Origin of the sequence: Alteromonas sp. KC3 (assembly GCF_016756315.1) — a bacterium.
Taxonomy (GTDB): Bacteria; Pseudomonadota; Gammaproteobacteria; order Enterobacterales; family Alteromonadaceae; genus Alteromonas.
Genome location: NZ_AP024235.1, coordinates 3,171,272 through 3,191,348, shown reverse-complemented (window position 1 = coordinate 3,191,348; position 20,077 = coordinate 3,171,272). Strand labels below are relative to the sequence as shown.

At 42.7% G+C, this 20,077-nt stretch carries 16 protein-coding genes; 10 read left to right on the top strand and 6 right to left on the bottom strand.

Annotated elements, in window-relative coordinates:
* Nucleotides 1-8: 8 nt before the first annotated feature.
* Nucleotides 9-2,912, bottom strand: a complete 2,904-nt coding sequence (glnE, locus tag JN178_RS14215) for a bifunctional [glutamate--ammonia ligase]-adenylyl-L-tyrosine phosphorylase/[glutamate--ammonia-ligase] adenylyltransferase (RefSeq protein WP_202262113.1) — start codon at nucleotides 2,910-2,912, stop codon at nucleotides 9-11.
* 97 nt (nucleotides 2,913-3,009) lie between these two features.
* Here glnE and JN178_RS14210 point away from each other — a divergent pair, with 97 nt between their 5' ends.
* The gene (locus JN178_RS14210; protein WP_202262112.1) at nucleotides 3,010-3,915 is read left to right on the top strand and encodes a DUF350 domain-containing protein; all 906 of its coding nucleotides are present in this window, start codon (nucleotides 3,010-3,012) and stop codon (nucleotides 3,913-3,915) included.
* Nucleotides 3,916-3,945: 30 nt separating this feature from the next.
* Here the strand turns inward: JN178_RS14210 and JN178_RS14205 are convergent, their stop codons facing one another.
* Nucleotides 3,946-4,323: a GIY-YIG nuclease family protein gene (locus JN178_RS14205; RefSeq protein WP_332460848.1), complete on the bottom strand. Its 378-nt coding sequence runs from the start codon at nucleotides 4,321-4,323 to the stop codon at nucleotides 3,946-3,948.
* Here JN178_RS14205 and hldE point away from each other — a divergent pair.
* Together hldE and JN178_RS14195 are read left to right on the top strand one after the other, a co-directional pair.
* Nucleotides 4,322-5,752, top strand: coding sequence for a bifunctional D-glycero-beta-D-manno-heptose-7-phosphate kinase/D-glycero-beta-D-manno-heptose 1-phosphate adenylyltransferase HldE (gene hldE, locus JN178_RS14200; protein ID WP_202262111.1), 1,431 nt, complete (start codon nucleotides 4,322-4,324; stop codon nucleotides 5,750-5,752). The genes JN178_RS14205 and hldE overlap by 2 nt on opposite strands.
* 113 nt (nucleotides 5,753-5,865) lie before the next feature.
* Nucleotides 5,866-6,933 (top strand): XrtA/PEP-CTERM system-associated ATPase, encoded by a 1,068-nt coding sequence (locus JN178_RS14195; RefSeq protein ID WP_202262110.1) that lies wholly within the window; start codon nucleotides 5,866-5,868, stop codon nucleotides 6,931-6,933.
* 131 nt (nucleotides 6,934-7,064) lie between these two features.
* On the opposite strand, the gene JN178_RS14190 is transcribed toward JN178_RS14195, so the two are convergent.
* From JN178_RS14190 to JN178_RS14175, 4 genes are read right to left on the bottom strand one after another with little or no spacing between them, the layout of a single operon-like run.
* Nucleotides 7,065-8,747 (bottom strand): TIGR03016 family PEP-CTERM system-associated outer membrane protein, encoded by a 1,683-nt coding sequence (locus tag JN178_RS14190; protein WP_202262109.1) that lies wholly within the window; start codon nucleotides 8,745-8,747, stop codon nucleotides 7,065-7,067.
* Nucleotides 8,716-9,723: an XrtA-associated tyrosine autokinase gene (locus JN178_RS14185; RefSeq protein ID WP_202262108.1), complete on the bottom strand. Its 1,008-nt coding sequence runs from the start codon at nucleotides 9,721-9,723 to the stop codon at nucleotides 8,716-8,718. The genes JN178_RS14190 and JN178_RS14185 overlap by 32 nt, the downstream gene beginning before the upstream one ends.
* The gene (locus JN178_RS14180) at nucleotides 9,723-11,291 is read right to left on the bottom strand and encodes an XrtA system polysaccharide chain length determinant (protein ID WP_202262107.1); all 1,569 of its coding nucleotides are present in this window, start codon (nucleotides 11,289-11,291) and stop codon (nucleotides 9,723-9,725) included. Before JN178_RS14180 ends, JN178_RS14185 begins: the two co-directional genes overlap by 1 nt.
* A gap of 31 nt (nucleotides 11,292-11,322) precedes the next feature.
* The gene (locus JN178_RS14175) at nucleotides 11,323-11,955 is read right to left on the bottom strand and encodes an XrtA/PEP-CTERM system exopolysaccharide export protein (protein WP_202262106.1); all 633 of its coding nucleotides are present in this window, start codon (nucleotides 11,953-11,955) and stop codon (nucleotides 11,323-11,325) included.
* Between the two features lie 149 nt (nucleotides 11,956-12,104).
* On the opposite strand from JN178_RS14175, the gene JN178_RS14170 reads away from it, so the two are divergent.
* The 7 genes from JN178_RS14170 to JN178_RS14140 are packed head-to-tail and all read left to right on the top strand — an operon-like array spanning nucleotide 12,105 to nucleotide 20,074.
* Complete coding sequence (locus tag JN178_RS14170; protein ID WP_202262105.1) at nucleotides 12,105-13,517, top strand: TIGR03013 family XrtA/PEP-CTERM system glycosyltransferase; 1,413 nt, start codon at nucleotides 12,105-12,107, stop codon at nucleotides 13,515-13,517.
* A 2-nt stretch (nucleotides 13,518-13,519) separates the two neighbouring features.
* On the top strand, nucleotides 13,520-14,356 hold the full coding sequence (locus JN178_RS14165) for an XrtA system polysaccharide deacetylase (protein WP_202262104.1): 837 nt from the start codon (nucleotides 13,520-13,522) through the stop codon (nucleotides 14,354-14,356).
* Nucleotides 14,337-15,827 carry an exosortase A gene (gene xrtA, locus JN178_RS14160; protein ID WP_202262103.1) on the top strand — a complete coding sequence of 497 codons (1,491 nt, stop codon included), beginning with the start codon at nucleotides 14,337-14,339 and terminating at the stop codon, nucleotides 15,825-15,827. Before JN178_RS14165 ends, xrtA begins: the two co-directional genes overlap by 20 nt.
* A gap of 4 nt (nucleotides 15,828-15,831) precedes the next feature.
* On the top strand, nucleotides 15,832-16,641 hold the full coding sequence (locus JN178_RS14155) for a glycosyltransferase family 2 protein (protein WP_226433010.1): 810 nt from the start codon (nucleotides 15,832-15,834) through the stop codon (nucleotides 16,639-16,641).
* A 5-nt stretch (nucleotides 16,642-16,646) separates the two neighbouring features.
* The gene (gene asnB / locus JN178_RS14150) at nucleotides 16,647-18,572 is read left to right on the top strand and encodes an asparagine synthase (glutamine-hydrolyzing) (RefSeq protein ID WP_202262101.1); all 1,926 of its coding nucleotides are present in this window, start codon (nucleotides 16,647-16,649) and stop codon (nucleotides 18,570-18,572) included.
* The gene (locus JN178_RS14145; protein ID WP_202262100.1) at nucleotides 18,550-19,695 is read left to right on the top strand and encodes a glycosyltransferase; all 1,146 of its coding nucleotides are present in this window, start codon (nucleotides 18,550-18,552) and stop codon (nucleotides 19,693-19,695) included. Before asnB ends, JN178_RS14145 begins: the two co-directional genes overlap by 23 nt.
* Complete coding sequence (locus tag JN178_RS14140; RefSeq protein WP_202262099.1) at nucleotides 19,679-20,074, top strand: hypothetical protein; 396 nt, start codon at nucleotides 19,679-19,681, stop codon at nucleotides 20,072-20,074. Before JN178_RS14145 ends, JN178_RS14140 begins: the two co-directional genes overlap by 17 nt.
* Nucleotides 20,075-20,077 lie beyond the last annotated feature (3 nt).

The following is a 20,077-nucleotide window of genomic DNA, read 5'->3' as shown; positions in this document are numbered from 1 at the left end:
GTGTGGTACTACGATGTACCACACTTCCCAAATAATGCGTTGTATTGTGTTGTTACACGTTCTCGAATGACTTCAAGCTCTTCTGTTTGATCTGCAAATTTAGTGTCAGCCAGCGTAAGATGATGGTATTGCTCACGCAATGCTAAGTAGGCATTTTGCAGTTCGTTTGCCGTTTCTTGTTTAATTAGGTTTCCCGATGCTGCAGCATCAAAGATACGCAAGTTGTCAGGGTATACAGTAAGTGCTTCTAACTGATGCGCATGGGCTAAAACCCAGTATTGCGCCATAAACTCGATATCGGTAATGCCGCCTTCACATTGTTTCAAATCAACTTTATCATCGCTATTATTCAGTAAATGCTCGCGCATTTTTATACGCATTTTACACACATCTTCAGTAAGGGTAGCGACATCTCTTTTTTGGCACAATATTGCCTTTCGCACATGCTTAAACGCTTCAAGTAAAGATGCATCGCCACATATAGCGCGAGCTCTTACTAGTGCTTGATGCTCCCACGTCCACGCTTCTTCTTTTTGGTATTTCTCAAAGCCATCAATATGGCAACACAACAGCCCTGCGTTACCAGACGGGCGCAGCCTCAAATCGGTTTCGTACAACTGCCCAAACAAGGTTTTGGTATTGAGCAGATGCATAATGCGTTGTGCAAGTTTGATATAAAACTGTTGTGACTCAATCGATTTAGTGCCATTTGTTGTGCTACCTCTAGGCGCATTGTGCAAAAACACTAAATCAAGATCAGAGCCATAACCAAGCTCATAGCCGCCAAGCTTGCCATAACCAACGACAGCGAACCCTTTGTCAGTACCCTCTAAGTGGCTGGGGATCCCGAAACGGGCCTGCATCTGTATCCATGCAGCGTTAACTACATTGTCTAGAATAACTTCGGCTAAGACTGTTAATTTATCGCTCACATTGTTGATGGGCAAAGAATCACTAATATCACTAGCCGCAATACGCAGCTGCTGACAAAGCTTAAACTGTCGCCATGCATCCATCAGCATTTCAACATCGTCTTGTTCAATACGCAGCATGGTTTCTCTTAGTTCTAGCTCGTATTCACGTTTGCTGGTGACAATGTCGGTATTTTGTTGGCCTAAATAGAGCGGCGTGAGTAACTCATCGAGCAATAATGGAAAGCGCTTAATTTCCTGTGCTATCCATTCACTGCGTTCACACAAACGGACTAATTGTCGCAATACGTCAGGGTTTTCAAGTAGTAAGTCAAGGTATGTTGTTCTACCTGTTATGGCCTCAATCACACCTAGTATTCGGTGTAACACATAGATTGCATTAGTTGGGTGTTGATTTACCAACACATATAAAATTTCAGGAAGCAGTTTATTTAGGGTGTCTTCACCTTTTTGCCCCATGCGGTAGTGACGTTGTTTTTCTTTAAAGTCAGATAAGGCGCTAAAAATACCGCTTATTTCGATGTTGGATAAATAGTTGCAAAATGCATCACGAAACTCTTCTTCTTGAAGTGAAAGGCGCCATGCGTCTTGGCAAGCAGAAAAGAGTGTATCTTCTTCGTCATGGGTTTCGTGCGACTCCTCGACTAGCTCATTAAAATGACCATGGATCCGTGCCATGGTTGCTTCTAATGATTTCAAAAAATCCTCATAGCGTTCAAAATTCATGACTTCAGCTAACGCGTTCTGCTGCCAGCGCGAATCTGGTAGTGTTTGTGTTTGCTTATCTTCACATTGTTGAAGGGTGTGTTCGACTTTACGTAAAAACAAATAGTCGTTGGCTAACTGCTGAGTTACTGATTGCTCAATAATTCCAATTTCATGAAGCGCACAAAGCGTAGTAAGTAATGACTTACTTTGTAGTGAAGGCTCTCTGCCACCGTGTATAAGCTGAAAGCTTTGCGCAAAGAATTCCACTTCTCTAATGCCGCCTGCGCCCAATTTGATGTTGTTGCTTAAACGACGCCGGCGAATTTCAGTGGCAATAAGCTTTTTCATATTGCGAAGTGCATCAAGCGTAGTGAAGTCTAAGTAACGTCTGAACGTAAAAGGATGAAGGATACTTTTCAGCCATTTCGCATTGTCAGAGTTATCGTCATTCACTATACGTGCTTTCACCATTGCAAAGCGCTCCCAATGTCGACCTTGATCTTGGTAATAGTCTTCCAGCGCAGCGAAATGCATGACTAATGGACCAGAGTCGCCGAAAGGTCGCAAGCGCATGTCAACGCGGTAAACTTGTCCATCATTGGTGACCTTATTAAGGGCTTGGATGAGCTTTTGGGCTAGTTTGGTAAAGAACTGTTGGTGCTCTATAGATTTCCGCCCTCTCTGGGTTTCCCCTTTTTCAGGGTAGGCAAAAATGAGGTCGATATCAGAAGAAAAGTTGAGTTCTTTACCACCTAGCTTGCCCATGCCAAGAATGTACATGTGCATGTCACCACTATCACACGTGGGTTTTCCGTAACGATCTACAAGGTTGTCGTATAACCATTGGTAGGCTGAGCAAATCAGAGCATCTGCCAGTGCAGACACTTGATGCAACGAGTCTTCAATTGACTGTTTGTTTAGTACATCGTGAAAGGTAATGCATGCCATCTGTTGATTGCGAATGTTACGCAAACATGACATCAATTGGTCTTCATTAGAAACCTCGTTCAACGCTTCTGCTAACAGCCCTTTATAGAAAGACAAATGCGCTTTTGTGGGGGGCGCTTGCATGATGGTTGTAAGTGCATCAGGGCATTTTGTTAGAGTGTCAGCGAGAAAAGACGAGCGAGAAAATGCCGTAATTAATGTTGTTTTATGGGCTTCAATGGCTGCATTGCTCTGCTCGGTTGAATGCGGTGATGACAACAATTGCTGCCACAACTTTTCGCCGTGTTCTCGGTTTGTCATGCTATTTTCGTCGTCTATTGGCATAATACTCGCTTATTACTTAATGGTAGCCTTGCATGGGCAAGCAGGCCCTAATCGAATACACACGAACTAAAAAAAGAGTTCAGGGAGCAAAGATAACGTGGAAGCCTTGGTAAAACTAGTACCTCTATCGGAAGAATTATTGATCTATCTTGCAATGGATGTAGGCATAGCACTAGTACTATTGATGATCATGAAATGGGTGACGGGGGCAGTACGCGAGTACTCTGTTACTGAAGAGCTAGGCGTTAAGGACAATTTCGCGTTTGGAATAAGTATTGCCGGTGGCATGTTATCGCTTTGTATTGTACTGAGCTCTGTTGTAGGTAGACATGTAGGGCAGGGCTTTAAAGAAGCGGCAATTGGCATGGTTACGTTTGGTGTAGTGGGTATATTACTCGTGAAACTAGGCCGATTCGCGCACGATAAGTTAGTACTTAACAAAATAGATACCCATGAAATGATTGCCGAGCGCAGTGTAAGTGTTGCGCTAGTAGACGCTGCCAGTTTGGTGGCAAGCGCCATCGTACTTCGAAATATCATGCTTTGGGTCGACGGCAGTGACATGAATGCGCTCATCGCTATTGTCACAGGCTTCTCAGTGGTTCTCACTATGTTGCTAGTCATGACGCGTATTTTGGAATTTAGGTATGCTAAAGACAACCAAAACGATTCTTTTCAAGGTGCGCTAGAAAAAGGCCAACTGGCGTTAGCAATAGAACACACAGGGAATTTATTGGGTACTGCTATGATAGTGTCTGCTGCGAAGAACCTTTTGATTTACAGCCCATCTGGGTATGTGAGTAATGTTACTGGTTGGCTGATTGTGAGTGTTTGTATGGCGTTGGCACTGCACATTCTCGTGTTGGTAAGTAAAAAAATTATTTTGTTTGGTATGAACTATCGCCAAGAAGTTGACCAACAGCATAATGTCGGCGTCGCCGCGCTTGGATTTACCTTAAGTATCGGCAATGCAATGATTATCAATGCAGTATTAGGCGGCTAACCGTTATCCTGCAAAGAACCCTTTAATTACTCAGCTAAACTGTTCTTTAATACATAGCAGGTCATTGAGTACACCTTGCTCGATGACCTTGTTTTTCTGCGACCGACTAAGGCGCTTTACTTGTACTTCAAGCTTAGCTGCCTGAGATTTACTCTCTATCTTAAAAACAGCGCGAAATTCGAGTGGTGTTTTTCCCTTTAGGGCTTTTGCGCCGCCTTTTTTCTCACCGCGGTGTTGTGCAATTCGCCGAATTGGGTCGGTGGTAATGCCAGTGTAAAGCTGACCTAACTTGTTTTCGATTAGGTAAAGATACCAAGGGTTATTTGCTTCGCTACTGTGGGTATTGCCCTTGTTGGCTGTTATACTCTGTGCCAATGTACTCACTGTCTTATAAGTTATTTTCAGCATGATATTACCAGATTTTACAAAAGCAAAAGTGCTTATTGTTGGCGACCTAATGTTAGATCGTTATTGGAGTGGTGGCACCGGACGTATATCGCCCGAGGCACCTGTGCCTGTGGTCAATGTGAGTAGTGCTGAAGATCGAGCCGGTGGTGCTGCAAATGTTGCGGTAAATGTGGCAACCTTAGGGGCTCAGGTAACCTTGTTGGGCATGTGCGGTAATGATGAAAATGCCCGCATATTAAAAGAGCGTTTACAAACCTACGATATTAATTGCCAATTCTTCGCCGTTCCAGGTTTTGACACAATTACCAAATTGCGTGTTATGAGTCGTAACCAACAACTGCTTAGACTCGATTTTGAAAAGAGTTTTGCTGATACCAATAAGCAAGACTTAGAAAAGGCTTTTGACAATGCCTTAGATGACGTTGATGTCGTGATTTTAAGTGACTACGCCAAGGGATGCTTGAGTAACCCTCAAACACTGATTGCACGTGCAAGAGCAAAAGGTAAGCGCGTAGTGGTTGATCCCAAAGGCAGTGATTTTTCTAAGTACGCTGGTGCTACGCTTATTACGCCTAATATGGATGAATTACGCGGAATTGTTGGTGAAGTTGATTCAGAGAAAAGCTTAGTTGAAAAAGCCAACACATTAAAAGCTGACTTAGCGTTAGATGCGCTGCTTGTAACCCGTTCAGAAGACGGTATGACGCTATTTGAAAGTGAAAATACTGAATTTCATCTACCTGCAAAGGCCAAAGAAGTTTACGACGTGACCGGTGCTGGCGACACGGTAGTATCAACCTTATCAGTGGCTATGGCGTGTGACCTTCCACTTCAGGCCGCTTGTGTGTTGGCTAACCTAGCGGCTAGTGTGGTTGTGGGTAAGCTTGGCACTTCAACGGTGTCTAACACTGAGCTTGCTCTTGTACTAGGCGAGCAGTCTGTGCATCTAGATGGTGGGGTTATGACAGAAGACCAACTGGCTATAGCGCTAAAAGCAGCTAAAGCACGTGGCGAAAGAATTGTGATGACCAATGGGTGTTTTGATATATTACATTCCGGTCATGTGTCTTACCTAGAGGAAGCGGCGCAGCTGGGTGATAGGCTGATTGTGGCGGTGAACACCGATGCCTCTGTTACGGCGTTGAAAGGCCCTGGTCGTCCGGTAAACAATGTTAATCGTCGTATGGCTGTCTTAGCTGGGCTAAGTGCGGTTGATTGGGTAGTCCCGTTTGAAGAAGACACGCCTCAGCGTTTAATTGCACGATTACTACCCGATGTCCTTGTGAAAGGCGGCGATTACAAAGTAGAAGACATCGCTGGTGGTAAAGAAGTGATGGCTAATGGTGGTCGTGTCGAGGTGTTAACCTTCGAAGATGGCGTTTCTACTACCGGTATCATTGAGCGCATTACGCAAAACAAACTTCGATAAGCGGTGAATAATGTAAAATCATCTACTGCGCACATTTAACACTTCGATATAAGCGTGTTGTTGGGTACTATAGCTGCGCGCTTTTTAAACACGATATTCAACGGTAATTTTGCATGTACGAAAGTTATTACGGACTTAACTCGAAACCGTTTCAGTTAACCCCAGATCCTGCCTTCTTCTTCGCCAGTAAGTGGCACAAACGAGCCATGTCTTATTTGCAGTACGGCCTGTCGCAAGCCGAAGGATTCATTGTTATTACAGGTGGTATTGGTACCGGTAAGACGACTATTGCAAATAGCCTGCTTGAAGAGATTGAAGACGATATTGCCGCAGCACAAATCGTGACACCTAAGCTATCACCTGATGAGTTAGTAAAAATGGTGGCAGCAAAGTTTGATATCGCTACTGAAGGACGCTCAAAAGCAGATATTCTCAAGGCACTAGAGATATTCCTGTATGATCTAAATAGAGCAGGGCGCAGAGCGTTATTGCTTGTTGATGAGGCACAAAACTTACCTCTGGAAACAATTGAAGAATTGCGGATGCTAAGTAATTTCCAGCTTAACGGAAAGCCGCTTATTCAGAGCTTTTTGTTGGGCCAAGAAGAGTTACAGCCAATATTACGCGCACCAAATATGGAGCAATTCCGACAACGCATCGTGGCTTCATGCCATCTTGCGCCACTGACACTTGAAGAGTGTAAGGAATACATTGACTATCGCTTACATCATGCAGGTTGGAACGGTTCGCAATTGTTCAGTGATGAAGCGCACGAGCGTATTCACTTGTTCACACGTGGGGTACCGCGCAAAATTAATACCCTCATGGACCGCGTCATGCTTTATGGCTTCCTTGAAGAGCTAGATACATTTTCAGCAGAAGCTGTCGATGAAGTCATAGAAGAAGTTAAAGCGGAAATGTTTGAGCCAGATAAAACTGGCGCGGAAGTGACCGAGCATATGGGCTTCGCAGACAGCCCTGAAAGCAAAACGGTGATGACACCTAAAGGTAATGTAATACGCGATACTAAATACTATCTTGATATGCTAGCTGAGCTTGTAGACGCGTTAGACGACGCGATATCGCAAAAAGTGAAAATGACACAGTACGTAGATAAACTGATGAAAAAGAAGTTCAAAACCTACGTTCGCTTAAAGAGTGATGACAAAAAAGAGCAGTAAAACTACTCGCTCAATTAAAACGCAAACAACAAAAAAGCGCCTGATACGTTTTTACGTACAGGCGCTTTTTTATTAGACCGTTGTTGTCAATTCACCATTTATTCATGCCGTCGACGGTGACAAATGGAGAATTAATCGTAAGTGTAGGTGATCCCTAACGTAATGCGTCTATCGGTGAAGTTGGCGCCAAAGAAGCCGTTACTGATACCGCCACCACCTATTAGGTCTCCACTTCTATCGACATAGTTCAAATTCGTGTAAACCTTCAATACGCGACCAAACGTACGCTCAATACCTAGCGTAGCATTCCAGTTGTCACTTTCGCCACTGTTAAGCGTTTCAGAACGTTGAGTTATATTGGCGTAGTTAACACTTGCATTCACATTAGTATAATTACCGATGCGATAAGCCAAGGTAGAGCCCAAAGAATATGTACGTGTAAGCCTATCTTGATCAAGCGCATCATCTTCTGAATAGCGCCACGACATACCTAGCGTTACCCGAGAAAAGTCGTATCCCATTTGAAAGTTACTACTTTTACGAACAATGATGTCATCGTTAAACTCAAGGTTCTGCGTGGTGATTTGTACAAATTGCTCGTCTGCATTTGGCACATAGCTTAAGCTATTTGGCTGAAAGCAACTTGCAATTGAGCCTGAGTTGACAGGGCAAACAAACACGCCCAAGTTTTCTGGGTCAGCAAATAATCGGCTTGTATTTGTCACATCTTCTGAGTATCCAAAAGACGTTCTAAAATACTTTGAATTGTAACTTATATTGGCGCCAGCCGTTTCACCAAAGAACCGGCGGCCGTAGTTTGCGCTCAAACTAGTGCGTGAACTAAACGCCCACTGAAGGTCAACGCCAACAAAGCTTTCGCCGTCATCATTTTCAATATCTGAATCAGTGGTATTGGCGGTGAATGAAATGTACCTATTTTGGCTTTGGCGATACGTTAAACCGGCACCATAAGAATTAAACTTGCGAACCAAGCTTGTAGTATCATTTCTGTCTGATACTTGGTTACCTTCATGAGCACCGGTTAATCGAAGTGCCCAGTGCTTTACGAAATGAATATCTAAAAAGCCCGACGCATTGCGCGATATAAAGTCACCTTGTCCTGCTTGTGCGCGGTCAGTGTTTTGGAAGCTGCCCGTAACATTCCATATTACGTATTCTGCTCTATCACCATTAACAAGGTTAGCTGACATCTGATAAGTGTCATTGTTCAGTGCAAAGCCGTTATTCAGCGCATTCTGTTCAGATGCTACATCTGAATAAGAAGCTTGACCACGGCCTCGCACCCAGTCGCCTTGCGTTAGGGCAGTAGACACGCCAATACGATTTGAGCGTGTCTTCGCTAGTGCGTCTGCGTTTGTGAAAAAGTCAGATACTAAGAAGTTTCCAGCCTGGGCATTTCGATAATTCAATGCACCAGATGCTTCAAACTCTAATAATTCATCAAAAGGTGCCCAATTAGCAGAATAGCTATACTCGCCATAGGTATCTTCTCGGCTAGCATCGTCGTTGTCACGTTCTAAATGAGTAAGCTTACCTTGCCATAACCCGTTGAATGTCCGAGACTCATACGAGGCGTTAATACTTGGATTAACCGAAAGTGTCGTTAACGAAAACGTGCCATTTTCTTCGGAGTCAACATCTTGAAATATACCTTCGGCCGAAGCGTTTGCTGTGACTTTTAGTTTCGCTAGCGCCACATTACTGTTTGCAAGCAGTAAAGTGGCGACAACAGCACAAAGCGGCTTTTTCGCAAAGCAATACTTAGTTGCTTCGTTCTGAGTAATAGTATCCATAATATCCGCTTCCATCGGTGTCATTATGTATTGATTTGTTCACAACAAAACCAATTGCCATATCTGGGTTTAATCGCTCAACCGACATTTTAATGTCATTTATTTTCGCTCTACCTTCTTCCACCACAACAACAGCTTGACCCGCAAAGTTGGCAAGTATGGCACTTTCGTTAATACCGATAAGCGGTGGTGTATCAAAAATAACAATACGATCAGGATAGCGGTTGGCAAATTCATCTACAGTGTCGTGCATCTTCTGACTGGCTAGCAGTTCCGTAGACAAGTGGTGTGATTTACCCGCCGGAATTATCTTAAGTTTGTCGATATTCGTTGGATACAACACATCAGCGATATCTTCAACATCACCTGTCAAATACTCCATCAAACCTTTTCGACGCTCTAAACCTAACGTATTTAATACATTAGGTTTTAGCACGTCAGCGTCAACAAGCAGTACAGTTTTGTCTTTCTCTGACGCAATACTCATTGCAAGGTTAGTTGCCGTAAAGGTTTTTCCTTCAGACGGTCGACTACTTGTCACCATAATAATATTAGGGTTATGAAGCGTTTTTGACAGAGAACCGAAAGAGTTTGCTAAAAGCTTACGCTTTATTTCACGATACTCTTCGTTAATCTGCTTTCTTTCACCGGTTAATGAAATATGACCATTCTTTTCCAAACGTTCGAAATCAATCACGAACTCAGGAAGTGGAGAACGCTGTGGTTGATTACTAGAAGCGGGTGATTGCTGAGCTTCACCTTTGGGTAACTCTGCTTCTTGAGTAACTGTTTGAGCTGGAGTTTCGCCTGTAACTGGCGTATTGGCTTGAACAGAGTCAGCAGAATGCTCTGTGGGCGCGTTAACCTGTGCGTCCACCTGAGGGGATTCATGATTCAAATCATCCGTGCTGGCTTTCTTACTGTTCGCCTTTGCTTCTCTTTGTTTCTGGAGTGCTTTTTCAATTGTATTTTTCATTAAAATAAGCCTCCGAATAAATCAATATTCATAATTTCCGCGGCAATTAAAACACTGTACATCGCGACAATAGCACCGCTGGACATTAAGAATATAATCAAGCGAGACCTATTGGTTTTATTAATTTGTTCAATATTTAAGTGAGTTACTGTTCCCCAAATAGGGTAGTCAGATACGCTAAGTAACTGCTTAGGTCGTATTAGTACCGGTTTAAGCTGGCTAACTAAAAACGCCATAGCAATACCTGCACCAAAGCCAAGAATTAGCACGGCAGTATAGAAAATTATTCTATTAGGGCCTGAAGGGCGTTTGGGCAGTAGTGGCGGCTCAATTATTCTGAACTGCAAGTCTTCTGCAGATACATCTGCTCTTCTTGATAAATCCGCAGACTCTTTTCTAGAAAGCAATTCTTCATACTTACGCTTTGTTATACCGTAATCACGGTTTAACGCACTAGACTCAGCTTCAATTTGGGGTATCAAGTCTACTTTGCTTTCAAGCGCAGCAATTTTACCCTCAAGATCAGTTTCTTTCACGCGAAGCGATGCAATTTGACTCTCAAGGCGACTTGCTTCAAGGGATATTTCGCGATTAAGTTCTGTTAGTGGTTGGCTTCCGTTGTCATCAGCTTGATTTAAAAACGCGTCTATTTCAGTTTGACGAGACTTTTCTAAGCTTTCAAGTAACGCTGTCGCTTCCACAACATCTGGGTGCTTATCGGTAAAGCGAAGCTTTAATCGGTCAAGCTCTTCTTCCAGTGTTTTTATACGGTCGTCATATCGGGTACGAAGCACGGGCTCTTCCGCATCAGTAACACCAAAACTATCGCTACGTTTCGCATTGTTAATCTGATTTTTTAGTGACTGAGCTTGTTGTTGTGTTTGCTTTATTTGAAGCTGTGTTGCCTCTAGCTCGTTATTGAGCGACTGCAAACTAGAATAATAGGTACCCGCAAGTGGCAAAATGTCATTGTATTGACGCTTAAAATCAGCCAGACGCTGTTCAGCCTCAGACAATCGCGATTCATACTCGGCTATTTGCTCATCCAGAAAGCGACCCGCCGTGTCAGTATCTTTTCGATTGTTACCCAAGGCACCTTCAACAAATAAGTCTAAGGTTTCTTGTACAACACGCTGAGCTACTGTGGGCGATTCATTTTCAAATGAAATATTGAAAATGTTATCTCTTCCTGTCGATTGCAGTGCAATATCTTTTGACAACGACGTAACCAAGCTTTCAAACTCAGCCTCGGTTGATGTTGTAATATCTAAATCACTTTCACGCGCTATTTTTTCAACATTACTGCGGCTTAGTAATGTTTTCGCCATCATTTGAATTTCTTGGTCAGGGTTAGTTTGAATGGCGAGGCCGCGAAGAAGCGGTTGAAGTACTGAACGTGTATCTACATAAACCTGAGCTTTTGAAGAGTACACGTCCGGAAGTGTTGCTACATATAAAAAGCCGATCGGACAGATCAGCCATGAAAATATAATTACGTAACGCTTCTTTATCCAGACACCCTTGACGTAGTCAAGGATCTGAGTGAGCGTTTGCTGTAAATCCTGCATTTTATTTTTTGTTCCGTATACTACTTAACAACTAGAACCAGGCTTCTGGAATAATAACGATATCACCCGGTAACATATCCACGTTTTCTGAGATATCACCGTCGCGAATAAGATCGTCAATATTAATATCGAACGTTTTCTGATTACCATTTACTACACGTACAAGTTTTGCCCCGTTACCGTTAGCAAATTCGGTAAGACCACCCACCGCTATCATCAAATCTAGCAATGTCATGTGTTCTGTGTAACTCACAGCGCTTGGATTAGTTGCTTCACCAATAACTCGAACCTGCTCACTTAATGGCCCTGTAAAGTTGTTAACACTTACTGTCACGCGTGGGTTGTTAATATAAGTAGATAGTTGTTCTTCTATTTCACGAGCGAGCATGGTGGGAGTTCTTCCCGCAACGTCAATATCTTCAACTAGCGATGTGGTTACCTTTCCGTCGGGGCGAACAATAAAGTTGCCAGACACTTCAGGGTTACGCCAGACGAAGATGGTCAGCGAATCACCTGGACCAATAAGGTATTGGTAGTCGTTAACGTCGGTAGTCAGCGACGCGCGGGTTGTTGCTTGTGGCAAAACGCCAGTGTTACTACAACCACTAAGGCCTATTAAAACTAATGTTGCACAGCAAGTAAGTAGCGTTCTAAAACGGAACATAAGAGATCATCCTACACTCATTATGGTTAAATTGTACTTTAGTCGTTTACCCTACGGTAAATGTCACTATAATGCCAATAACAATTCTAGTCTATTGGAATAAATCCCTTTATGATGGGAAATATCGCTGTAGTTTTAGGGGGCCAGGGGTGGCAGTAAACAAGCGCAATCAAAATAAACGCTCAAATATTTTAGTAGTAACAGAGGCGTTGCTCATTGCATACATGGGGTACATTTCCCATTTCATACTTACTCAAATAGGTATGTCAGCAACGGTCTCGGTAGAAAAGCTCATTATTAATGTGGGCATGCTCACCGTTTCTATACTGCTTTGTTCATTGTCAGTGGGATTATACGAGGCCAAGCTTCGTGAAACATTCCGCGGCATCATTCGTCGTATCTTTGTAAGTGTAGGTCTTAGTTACTTTTTAGTTGAAGTGCTTAGTCGTGCATTCTTTGACGAACTGGTAATGGACTCCTACTTTTTACCCGCTGCTGTTAGCTCAATTATAATCACACTAGTGGTATTTCGGTATTTCACTAATCGTTTAGGGCTACTTGGCTTAGGGAAAGTTCGTATTCTTGTATTAGGTGCAGGAGAACGTGCTTCCATTATTGAAAAGAGAATGCGCCGCGACGTAGATCGAATTGGTTTTGAGTTAGTGGGTTTTATTCCTATTCCTGGCGATAACCGTGAAGATGGCATTAGAAAAGAAAAAATCATACATCTGAAAATTGACGATAGCTTCCAGCAATTTATTGCTGACAACGACATTGAAGAAATCGTTATCGCGTGTGACCAACGCAGAGGTACTTTGCCTGTTGAGGTGTTATTTGACTGTCGTTTACGTGGAATCGAAGTAACTGAATTACTCGATTTTATGGAGCGCGAGACTGGTCAAATTGTTGTGAACCTGATGTACCCGAGCTGGGTTATTTATTCAAATGGTTTTCAGAGCCAGAACTATTTACGAGATGCATTGGATTACACCTTAAATGCCGTACTCGCCATATTTATTCTGTTTTTTGTTTGGCCCATAATGCTATTTACTGCCGCTTTCATTTACTTAGACGATGGAAGACGCACAGGTGTTTCTGTTTTCTACAAACAAGAGCGTGTTGGACTGAACGGAAAACTGTTCAAAATTATAAAATTTAGAAGCATGCGCCCAGACGCAGAGAAAGACGGTGCGAAATGGGCAAGTAAAAATGATGATCGTGTTACACGTATTGGTCATTTTATCCGTAAATACCGCATAGACGAATTACCTCAGTTACTGAACGTATTTAGAGGCGAGATGGCGTTTATTGGTCCACGCCCTGAAAGACCACAGTTTGTAGAGCAGCTTGTAAGAGAAGTACCTTACTACAATCAACGTCACAACGTGAAGCCAGGATTGGCGGGTTGGGCACAGTTGAATTACCCCTACGGTGCAAGCGTTGAAGACTCAATGGAAAAGCTTAAATTTGATCTTTACTACGTAAAACATCAAAGTTTGCTGCTTGATATTCTAATTTTGATAAGAACCGTTGAAATTGTTTTATTCGGTAAAGGGCGATAGAAATGAAGTTAGATAGTCGCCTTAATGCGATGACTGTAGATGTAGAAGATTACTTTCAAGTATCTGCCTTTGAAGATGTCATCAATAAGGAAAGCTGGGATTCTCAACAGCTGCGAGTTGGACAAAATACGCATCGCTTACTCGATCTTTTTGCCGAAAATAACGTGAAGTCGACATTTTTTACGTTAGGTTGGGTAGCTAAGCGTTGCCCTGACGTGATTAAGCGAATTGTCGACGAAGGTCATGAGCTTGCAAGTCATGGTCTAGAACACCAACGTGCGACAACTATGTCACAAAGTCAGTTCAAGGAAGATGTTTATGCGAGCAAATCTATCCTTGAAGACGTGGGCGGTACAGCAATAAAAGGCTACAGAGCGCCTAGCTTTTCAGTTAACGATTCGAATACATGGGTGTACGACGTGCTTGTTGAACAAGGTTTCGTCTATTCATCTAGCACCTATCCAATCGAACACGATTTATATGGTGTTCCGCAGTGGCCAAGATTTAAATACGAACGCAAGGAGGGTATCACTGAGATACCTATTCCTACCATTCGCAAGAAGGGAACAAACGTGGGCATAGGCGGCGGAGGCTTCTATAGGCTCTACCCGTATTGGCTTTCTAAAAAGCGTATTATGGCGTTCATGGAAGCGGAAAGCGCTCCGTATAGCTTTTACTTTCACCCTTGGGAAATAGACCCTGATCAGCCATATATAAAAGAGGCAAATTGGCGGTCTAAGTTCAGGCATTACATCAACCTCTCAAGAATGGAATCCAAAATTGAAAAGCTGTTAAAGGATTTTAACTGGGGTAGCATGTATGACGTCTATATCAAATGATGTCCCTAATACATATCGAAACGTTACTATAGTGCCTATGCAAGCGGCCTGCTTACTGGCCCTTGCAGTGCTTTGGCTGATTGCCTATTTCAGTACGTTTGAACAAATTGTTTTAACGTGGTTCGAGTCGACCACCTTTGAACATGCGGTTATTATCGCACCCATTGCTATTTGGTTGATTTACCGAAAGCGTTATGCCTTCGGATTGGCTCGTCGACGCAATATAGATGTAATTCTAGGCTTTGCTGGATTGCTAGCGGCCGTTCTGCTCTTTGTGGTGGGCAAACTATCTTTAATAAACGCATTGCAGCAATTTGCGCTTATGTCTATGCCCCTTTTCTTTGTATGGGGAATTTTTGGCTTTGTCACACTGCGGCATTTATTCTTTCCACTTTTTTTCCTAATTCTGTCTGTGCCTTTCGGCGAGTTTATGATTCCGCATCTTCAGGAAGTGACGGCCGATTTAACTGTAATGATGCTAAAAGTGGTAGGCGTGCCCGTTTACCGTGAGGGATGGTATTTACAGATTCCAGAGGGACTTTTCCATGTCGCTGAAGCCTGCAGCGGTATTCGCTTCTTATTTTCTACTATAACCATTGGCTTACTTATTGCGCACTTGGAAATTCGTTCTAGAATTAAACAAGCCGTTTTTCTTGCCTGTGTACTTGTTATTCCAATCCTTGCCAATGGTATGCGCGCATTTATCATGGTTTATATAGGCCATGTAAGTAATATGGAGGCGGCCGTTGGGTTTGACCATCTTGTTTACGGATGGGTATTCTTCTTCTTTGTTACAGCCTTAGTGCTCGCATTTTCACGCCTCTTCTATGACGAAAAATACGTGCCCAAATTTAATGACAGTACAACGACAGTGGCGTTGCCTAAGAAGCGTTTCGCTGCAGCAGTCATTGTAATCGCATTAGGTCCTGTTTTCATGGGGGCTTTCCATAGTCAGCAAACACAGGCACTGGAGAAAGTGAGTGAAGATGGGGTAGTACTAACCGACATTAAATCACTATCGGGTTGGCAACCAATTTATACGGGTTTTGACGAATATCGTTTTGAGACAGTTCAAATCAACGAAGCGACTATCATACTGCATGAAATTACCTATGTGACCGAAAACGAAGAGAAAGAGTTAGTTACATGGAACAACAAGCCATATGACCCTGAAGTTTGGTCGGTGGCAGAGTCTGAGGCGCGAGTAATAGATAGTGCACAGCAGCGATTCCACTATAAGTATTTGCAGCTGAAAAATGGCACGGGCAGATCAATTCACCTGGTATATATGTGGAAAGTTGGTGATGTATACACGGTAAATCCTATCACTGTGAAAGGGATGCAAGTATTGAATAAGCTTTCTCTTAATGACTTTGGTGGTGTGGCATTATATGCTGCATCTGAAGGGAACGTATCACAACAAAGCTTGATCGAAGCGCTGATAAAACTAGAACAACAAAAGAGTGAGTGAGCAAGTGGATATTTCAGTAGTAATTCTGTCTTTTAACTCTGAAAAGCATATAGGCAAGTGCTTAACCGCACTTTTTGACGCGTTACAAAGTGCAGAGTTAACCGGCGAAGTTTTTGTCGTTGAAAATGGATCGGTGGATAATTCACTTGAATGTATTAACCAATACGCTGACAAGTTTGGTAGCGCGCTACACGTAATAAATCTTGGTGAAAACACCGGTACAACATTTTCAAGAAATCAAGCACTAAAGCGTGCATCAGGCAAGCACGTGTTAGTTTTAGACTCCGATGCCTACGTTAATGCAGAAGCACTTAAGCGATTAATCAGTTACCTAGAGCAAAATAAGCAAGTGGGCTTAGCTGTGCCAAAAGTGACTTATGCATCTGGTAATTTCCAGCTTTCATGTGACAAGTTTCCCACGCTATGGGGTAAAGCAAAGCGTTTCCTATTTTTGAAGAAGATGGAACAAAAACCCAATGACTTATCTCTAGTCAGCGATCCTGTTGCGGTTGATTATGCTATATCAGCATGTTGGATGTTGCCTAAGCACGTTGTAGATAAAGTGGGAATGTTAGATGAAAAGATCTTCTACTCCCCAGAAGATGTCGATTACTGCATTCGTATTTGGGAGGCTGGCTTCCAGATTCACTACGTTCCAGATGTATCCGTAATTCATGACGCGCAGGAATTGTCGCGCGGTTTTAAGCTAAATAAATTCCATTTTTCGCATCTCGCGGGCATTTTTTACCTTATGAAAAAGCATAGATACTTCTGGGGTTTAAATGGACTTTACAAGCGAATTCAAAGGAGATAGCTCCCGTGTGTGGCGTAGTGGCTTGGGTAAAAGCGACAACTGACGGAAAAGTTGACGAGTCTACTTTGCGTTCAATGACAGCAACGCTTCATCATAGAGGCCCTGATGGAGAAGGGTACTATATTGACGGCAATGTGGGATTGGGGCACAAGCGACTATCAATTTTAGATGTTGAAAATGGCAAGCAACCCCTTGAAAGTGATGGCGTTGTATTAAGTTACAACGGAGAAATTTATAATTTCAAGCAACTAAAATGTGAACTAGAAGCTTTAGGGCATGTTTTTGCTTCGCAATGCGATTCTGAAGTTTTGTTATTCGCATGGAAAGAGTGGGGCGTATCAGCGGTTCATAAATTGCGTGGCATGTTCGCATTTGTTATTTATGACAAGCGTCAAAATACACTGTTTGTAGCCAGAGACCGTTTAGGTATTAAACCGTTACACTGGGCAAGAACATCTCAAGGCGATTTGTTATTTGCGTCTGAGCTTAAAGCTATTACTGCGCATCCAGATATTGAAAAACAATTGAACCCTTGCGCCATTGAAGACTTTTTCTCGCTAGGCTATGTGGCCGACCCTAAAACCATCTTCAAAGAAGTATTCAAATTACCGCCAGCACATGTTATTTCAATAGATTTAAGTGACCCAGCGCGTGATGTAACTCCGGAGTGTTATTGGGAAATTGAAAATTTTGTTTCTGATGAAATTACCCGCGAGCAAGACATAGGTGAAGAGTTCGCTCGGCTGACGGAAGAGGCGATTACGCTGCGTATGGTAGCTGATGTTCCGCTGGGCAGTTTCCTTTCAGGTGGTATTGATTCATCAGTGATTTCTGCTGTAATGCAAAAGCACTCTGAAGTACCTATAAATACCTTTTCAATTGGCTTTGACTTATCTAAGTATGATGAATCTTTTTATGCGAAGCAGTTGGCCACGCAGTTAGGGTTTAAGCATTTGAACACCAGTGTTTCCATTAATGATTTAACCTTTATGGAGACCTTGGTTGATATTTACGATGAACCCTTTGCAGATAATTCGGCTATTCCAACATTCATTCTATCGGGTGTAGCGGCGCAGCATGTCAAAGTAGCGCTGTCTGGTGACGGTGCTGATGAGTTGTTATACGGTTATCGCAATCACAAAATGCTGTGGGTTGAAGAGAAAATCCGCAAGTGTTTGCCTGACGGCGTACGCAAAAAAATGTTTGGTACATTGGCAAAGCTCTATCCCAACCTTAAAACTGCTCCGAAATTTTTGCGCGGTAAAACAACCTTAAATGCTTTGTCTGGTAGCGCAATAACCAGTTATCACAATGCTATTTCTATCACGCATCAAAATGAATTAGCCCGCTTGTATTCGCCGCAACTTAAAGCGCAATTACATGGCTACAGTAGTTTGAACATGTTTGATGATATAGCGAAGAAATGCAAAAGCACTAACAGCCTCAAAGCTATTCAGCTTATAGATTTTAAAACCTATCTTGCAGGTGGCATTCTTACCAAAGTAGACCGTGCAAGCATGAAAAACTCGCTTGAAGTGCGCGTGCCTTATTTAGATCATCACCTGGTGGAGCGCACGCTGGCTGCATCTCCATCGCTCAATTTATCGTGGGGCCAAACCAAAAGACTTCTGGTCAACGGATTTAAACACTTGCTTCCCTCATTTGTCACTAAGCGAAACAAAATGGGGTTTTCATCACCCATTGACGAGTGGCTTCGACAGATTCCCAAAGAGAGTTTGAAAAGTAAACTTTCAGAGGGGGCGCTAGCGCAAACTGGACTATTTTCTCTAGACGGTATCAGCATACTGCTAGATGAGCATCACGAGCGTGGTCACGAGCATGGGATGACTATTTGGTCACTTCTTATTTTTAACGCATTTTTAGAAAAACACTTTGGAACACAAAAAAGTGAAAATATTGTATCACCATAGAATTGCCTCGAAAGATGGGCAGTATGTTCATGTCGAAGAATTAACTAACGCGCTTGACGAGTTAGGGCACGAACTTCATTTTGTTGCGCCGCAAGTTAATGAAAATGCGGATTTCGGTGGTGATGGCGGTTTTGTAAGTAAACTCAAAAAAGCATTACCCAAAGCGTTGTATGAAATCCTTGAGCTGAGCTACAGCGCATGGGTTTTCATCAAGCTTGTGGTTGCTATTTTAAAGTTTAAGCCCGAAGTTATTTACGAGCGTTATAACCTTTATCAACCTGCGGGAGTGCTAGCAGCAAAGTTATTCAATATTCCTTTGCTACTAGAAATTAATGCCCCTCTTGCTGAAGAGCGCGCAAAATATAGTGGTCTGGCGTTACAAGGTTTTGCCAAAAAGATAGAAGACTTTACCTGGAGAGGAGCCACACATTGCTTGCCTGTTACTGATGTTTTGGCTGATTACATGCGAGAGGCCGATATTCCAGAGTCAAGAATAACGGTTATTCACAATGGTGTAAGGCAGCAGTTTATTGATGAAATGATGCAACATGACATCAACGTTAATAAACAAGAAATTGTTATTGGATTTACTGGTTTTATTCACCCATGGCACGGAATGGACAAAGCTTTAGAGGCAATTGCAGAACACAAGGAACTTCCGCTGCGCTTAATTTGTGTGGGTGATGGAAATATTTTACCTGACTTAAGGCAGCAAGCTGAGACGCTAGGCATTTCGGAAAAAGTGGAGTTCAAAGGTCTAGTTACACGAGATAAAGTATTGGATTTTGTAAAAGAATTCGACATTGCGTTACAGCCTGATGTAACCGCTTATGCATCACCTTTGAAAATGTTCGAGTATATGGCCGTTGGTGCTTTAATAGTGGCACCGAAAACGTCGAATATTCAGGAAATACTAAGTGACGATACAGCGCTCTTCTTTGAAAAAGGCGACAAGGCTGACTTCAAAAAAGCGCTTACTACTGCAATCACGTCATACAAAGTTTTAGACTGCAAACGCAGAGCGGTTAAGCAAAGCGTATTAGATAAGCAGTTTGTGTGGCAAGAGAATGCGAGAAAGGTTGTTGATTTGGCAAAGAGAGTAGCAAATGAAGCGCATAATTAGTCTGGCTGTGTTATTCGTATTACTTATAGCGTTGGGTAGTGTACTTGTTCTAAAAGGTAATGAATCAATTGCGATTTGTAAGCCAAGTAAAACGTCAACGCCGTACTGTAAATTTGTTGGTAAAACCACACAAGTCTATCTGAATAGTGATGGTCTGGGTTTGGTGTTTATTGACGGTAATATTGACACTAAGAGTGCATCTGATTTTGGATATGCTATTTCTTCAGGAAGTGCGTTTGCCTTTGATATTCAAAATTCACATGGCCGGGCAATGTTTGATATGGCGTTATTGGCTCGGCAGCACAATCTCACAATAGAAGTACACGCTAGAGAAGTCGAACAAGGCTATCTCTTAGCTGATCGTATATGGGTAAAGTAGAGG

Excerpts from the sequence above, each read along its gene's own strand:
- hldE (WP_202262111.1), top strand. The coding sequence starts at position 4,322 with ATGATATTACCAGATTTTACAAAAGCAAAAGTGCTTATTGTTGGCGAC.
- JN178_RS14195 (WP_202262110.1), top strand. The coding sequence starts at position 5,866 with ATGTACGAAAGTTATTACGGACTTAACTCGAAACCGTTTCAGTTAACC.
- JN178_RS14165 (WP_202262104.1), top strand. The coding sequence starts at position 13,520 with ATGAAGTTAGATAGTCGCCTTAATGCGATGACTGTAGATGTAGAAGAT.
- JN178_RS14190 (WP_202262109.1), bottom strand. The coding sequence starts at position 8,747 with ATGGATACTATTACTCAGAACGAAGCAACTAAGTATTGCTTTGCGAAA.
- JN178_RS14140 (WP_202262099.1), top strand. The coding sequence starts at position 19,679 with ATGAAGCGCATAATTAGTCTGGCTGTGTTATTCGTATTACTTATAGCG.
- JN178_RS14205 (WP_332460848.1), bottom strand. The coding sequence starts at position 4,323 with ATGCTGAAAATAACTTATAAGACAGTGAGTACATTGGCACAGAGTATA.
- JN178_RS14180 (WP_202262107.1), bottom strand. The coding sequence starts at position 11,291 with ATGCAGGATTTACAGCAAACGCTCACTCAGATCCTTGACTACGTCAAG.
- JN178_RS14185 (WP_202262108.1), bottom strand. The coding sequence starts at position 9,723 with ATGAAAAATACAATTGAAAAAGCACTCCAGAAACAAAGAGAAGCAAAG.
- xrtA (WP_202262103.1), top strand. The coding sequence starts at position 14,337 with ATGACGTCTATATCAAATGATGTCCCTAATACATATCGAAACGTTACT.
- JN178_RS14175 (WP_202262106.1), bottom strand. The coding sequence starts at position 11,955 with ATGTTCCGTTTTAGAACGCTACTTACTTGCTGTGCAACATTAGTTTTA.
- glnE (WP_202262113.1), bottom strand. The coding sequence starts at position 2,912 with ATGCCAATAGACGACGAAAATAGCATGACAAACCGAGAACACGGCGAA.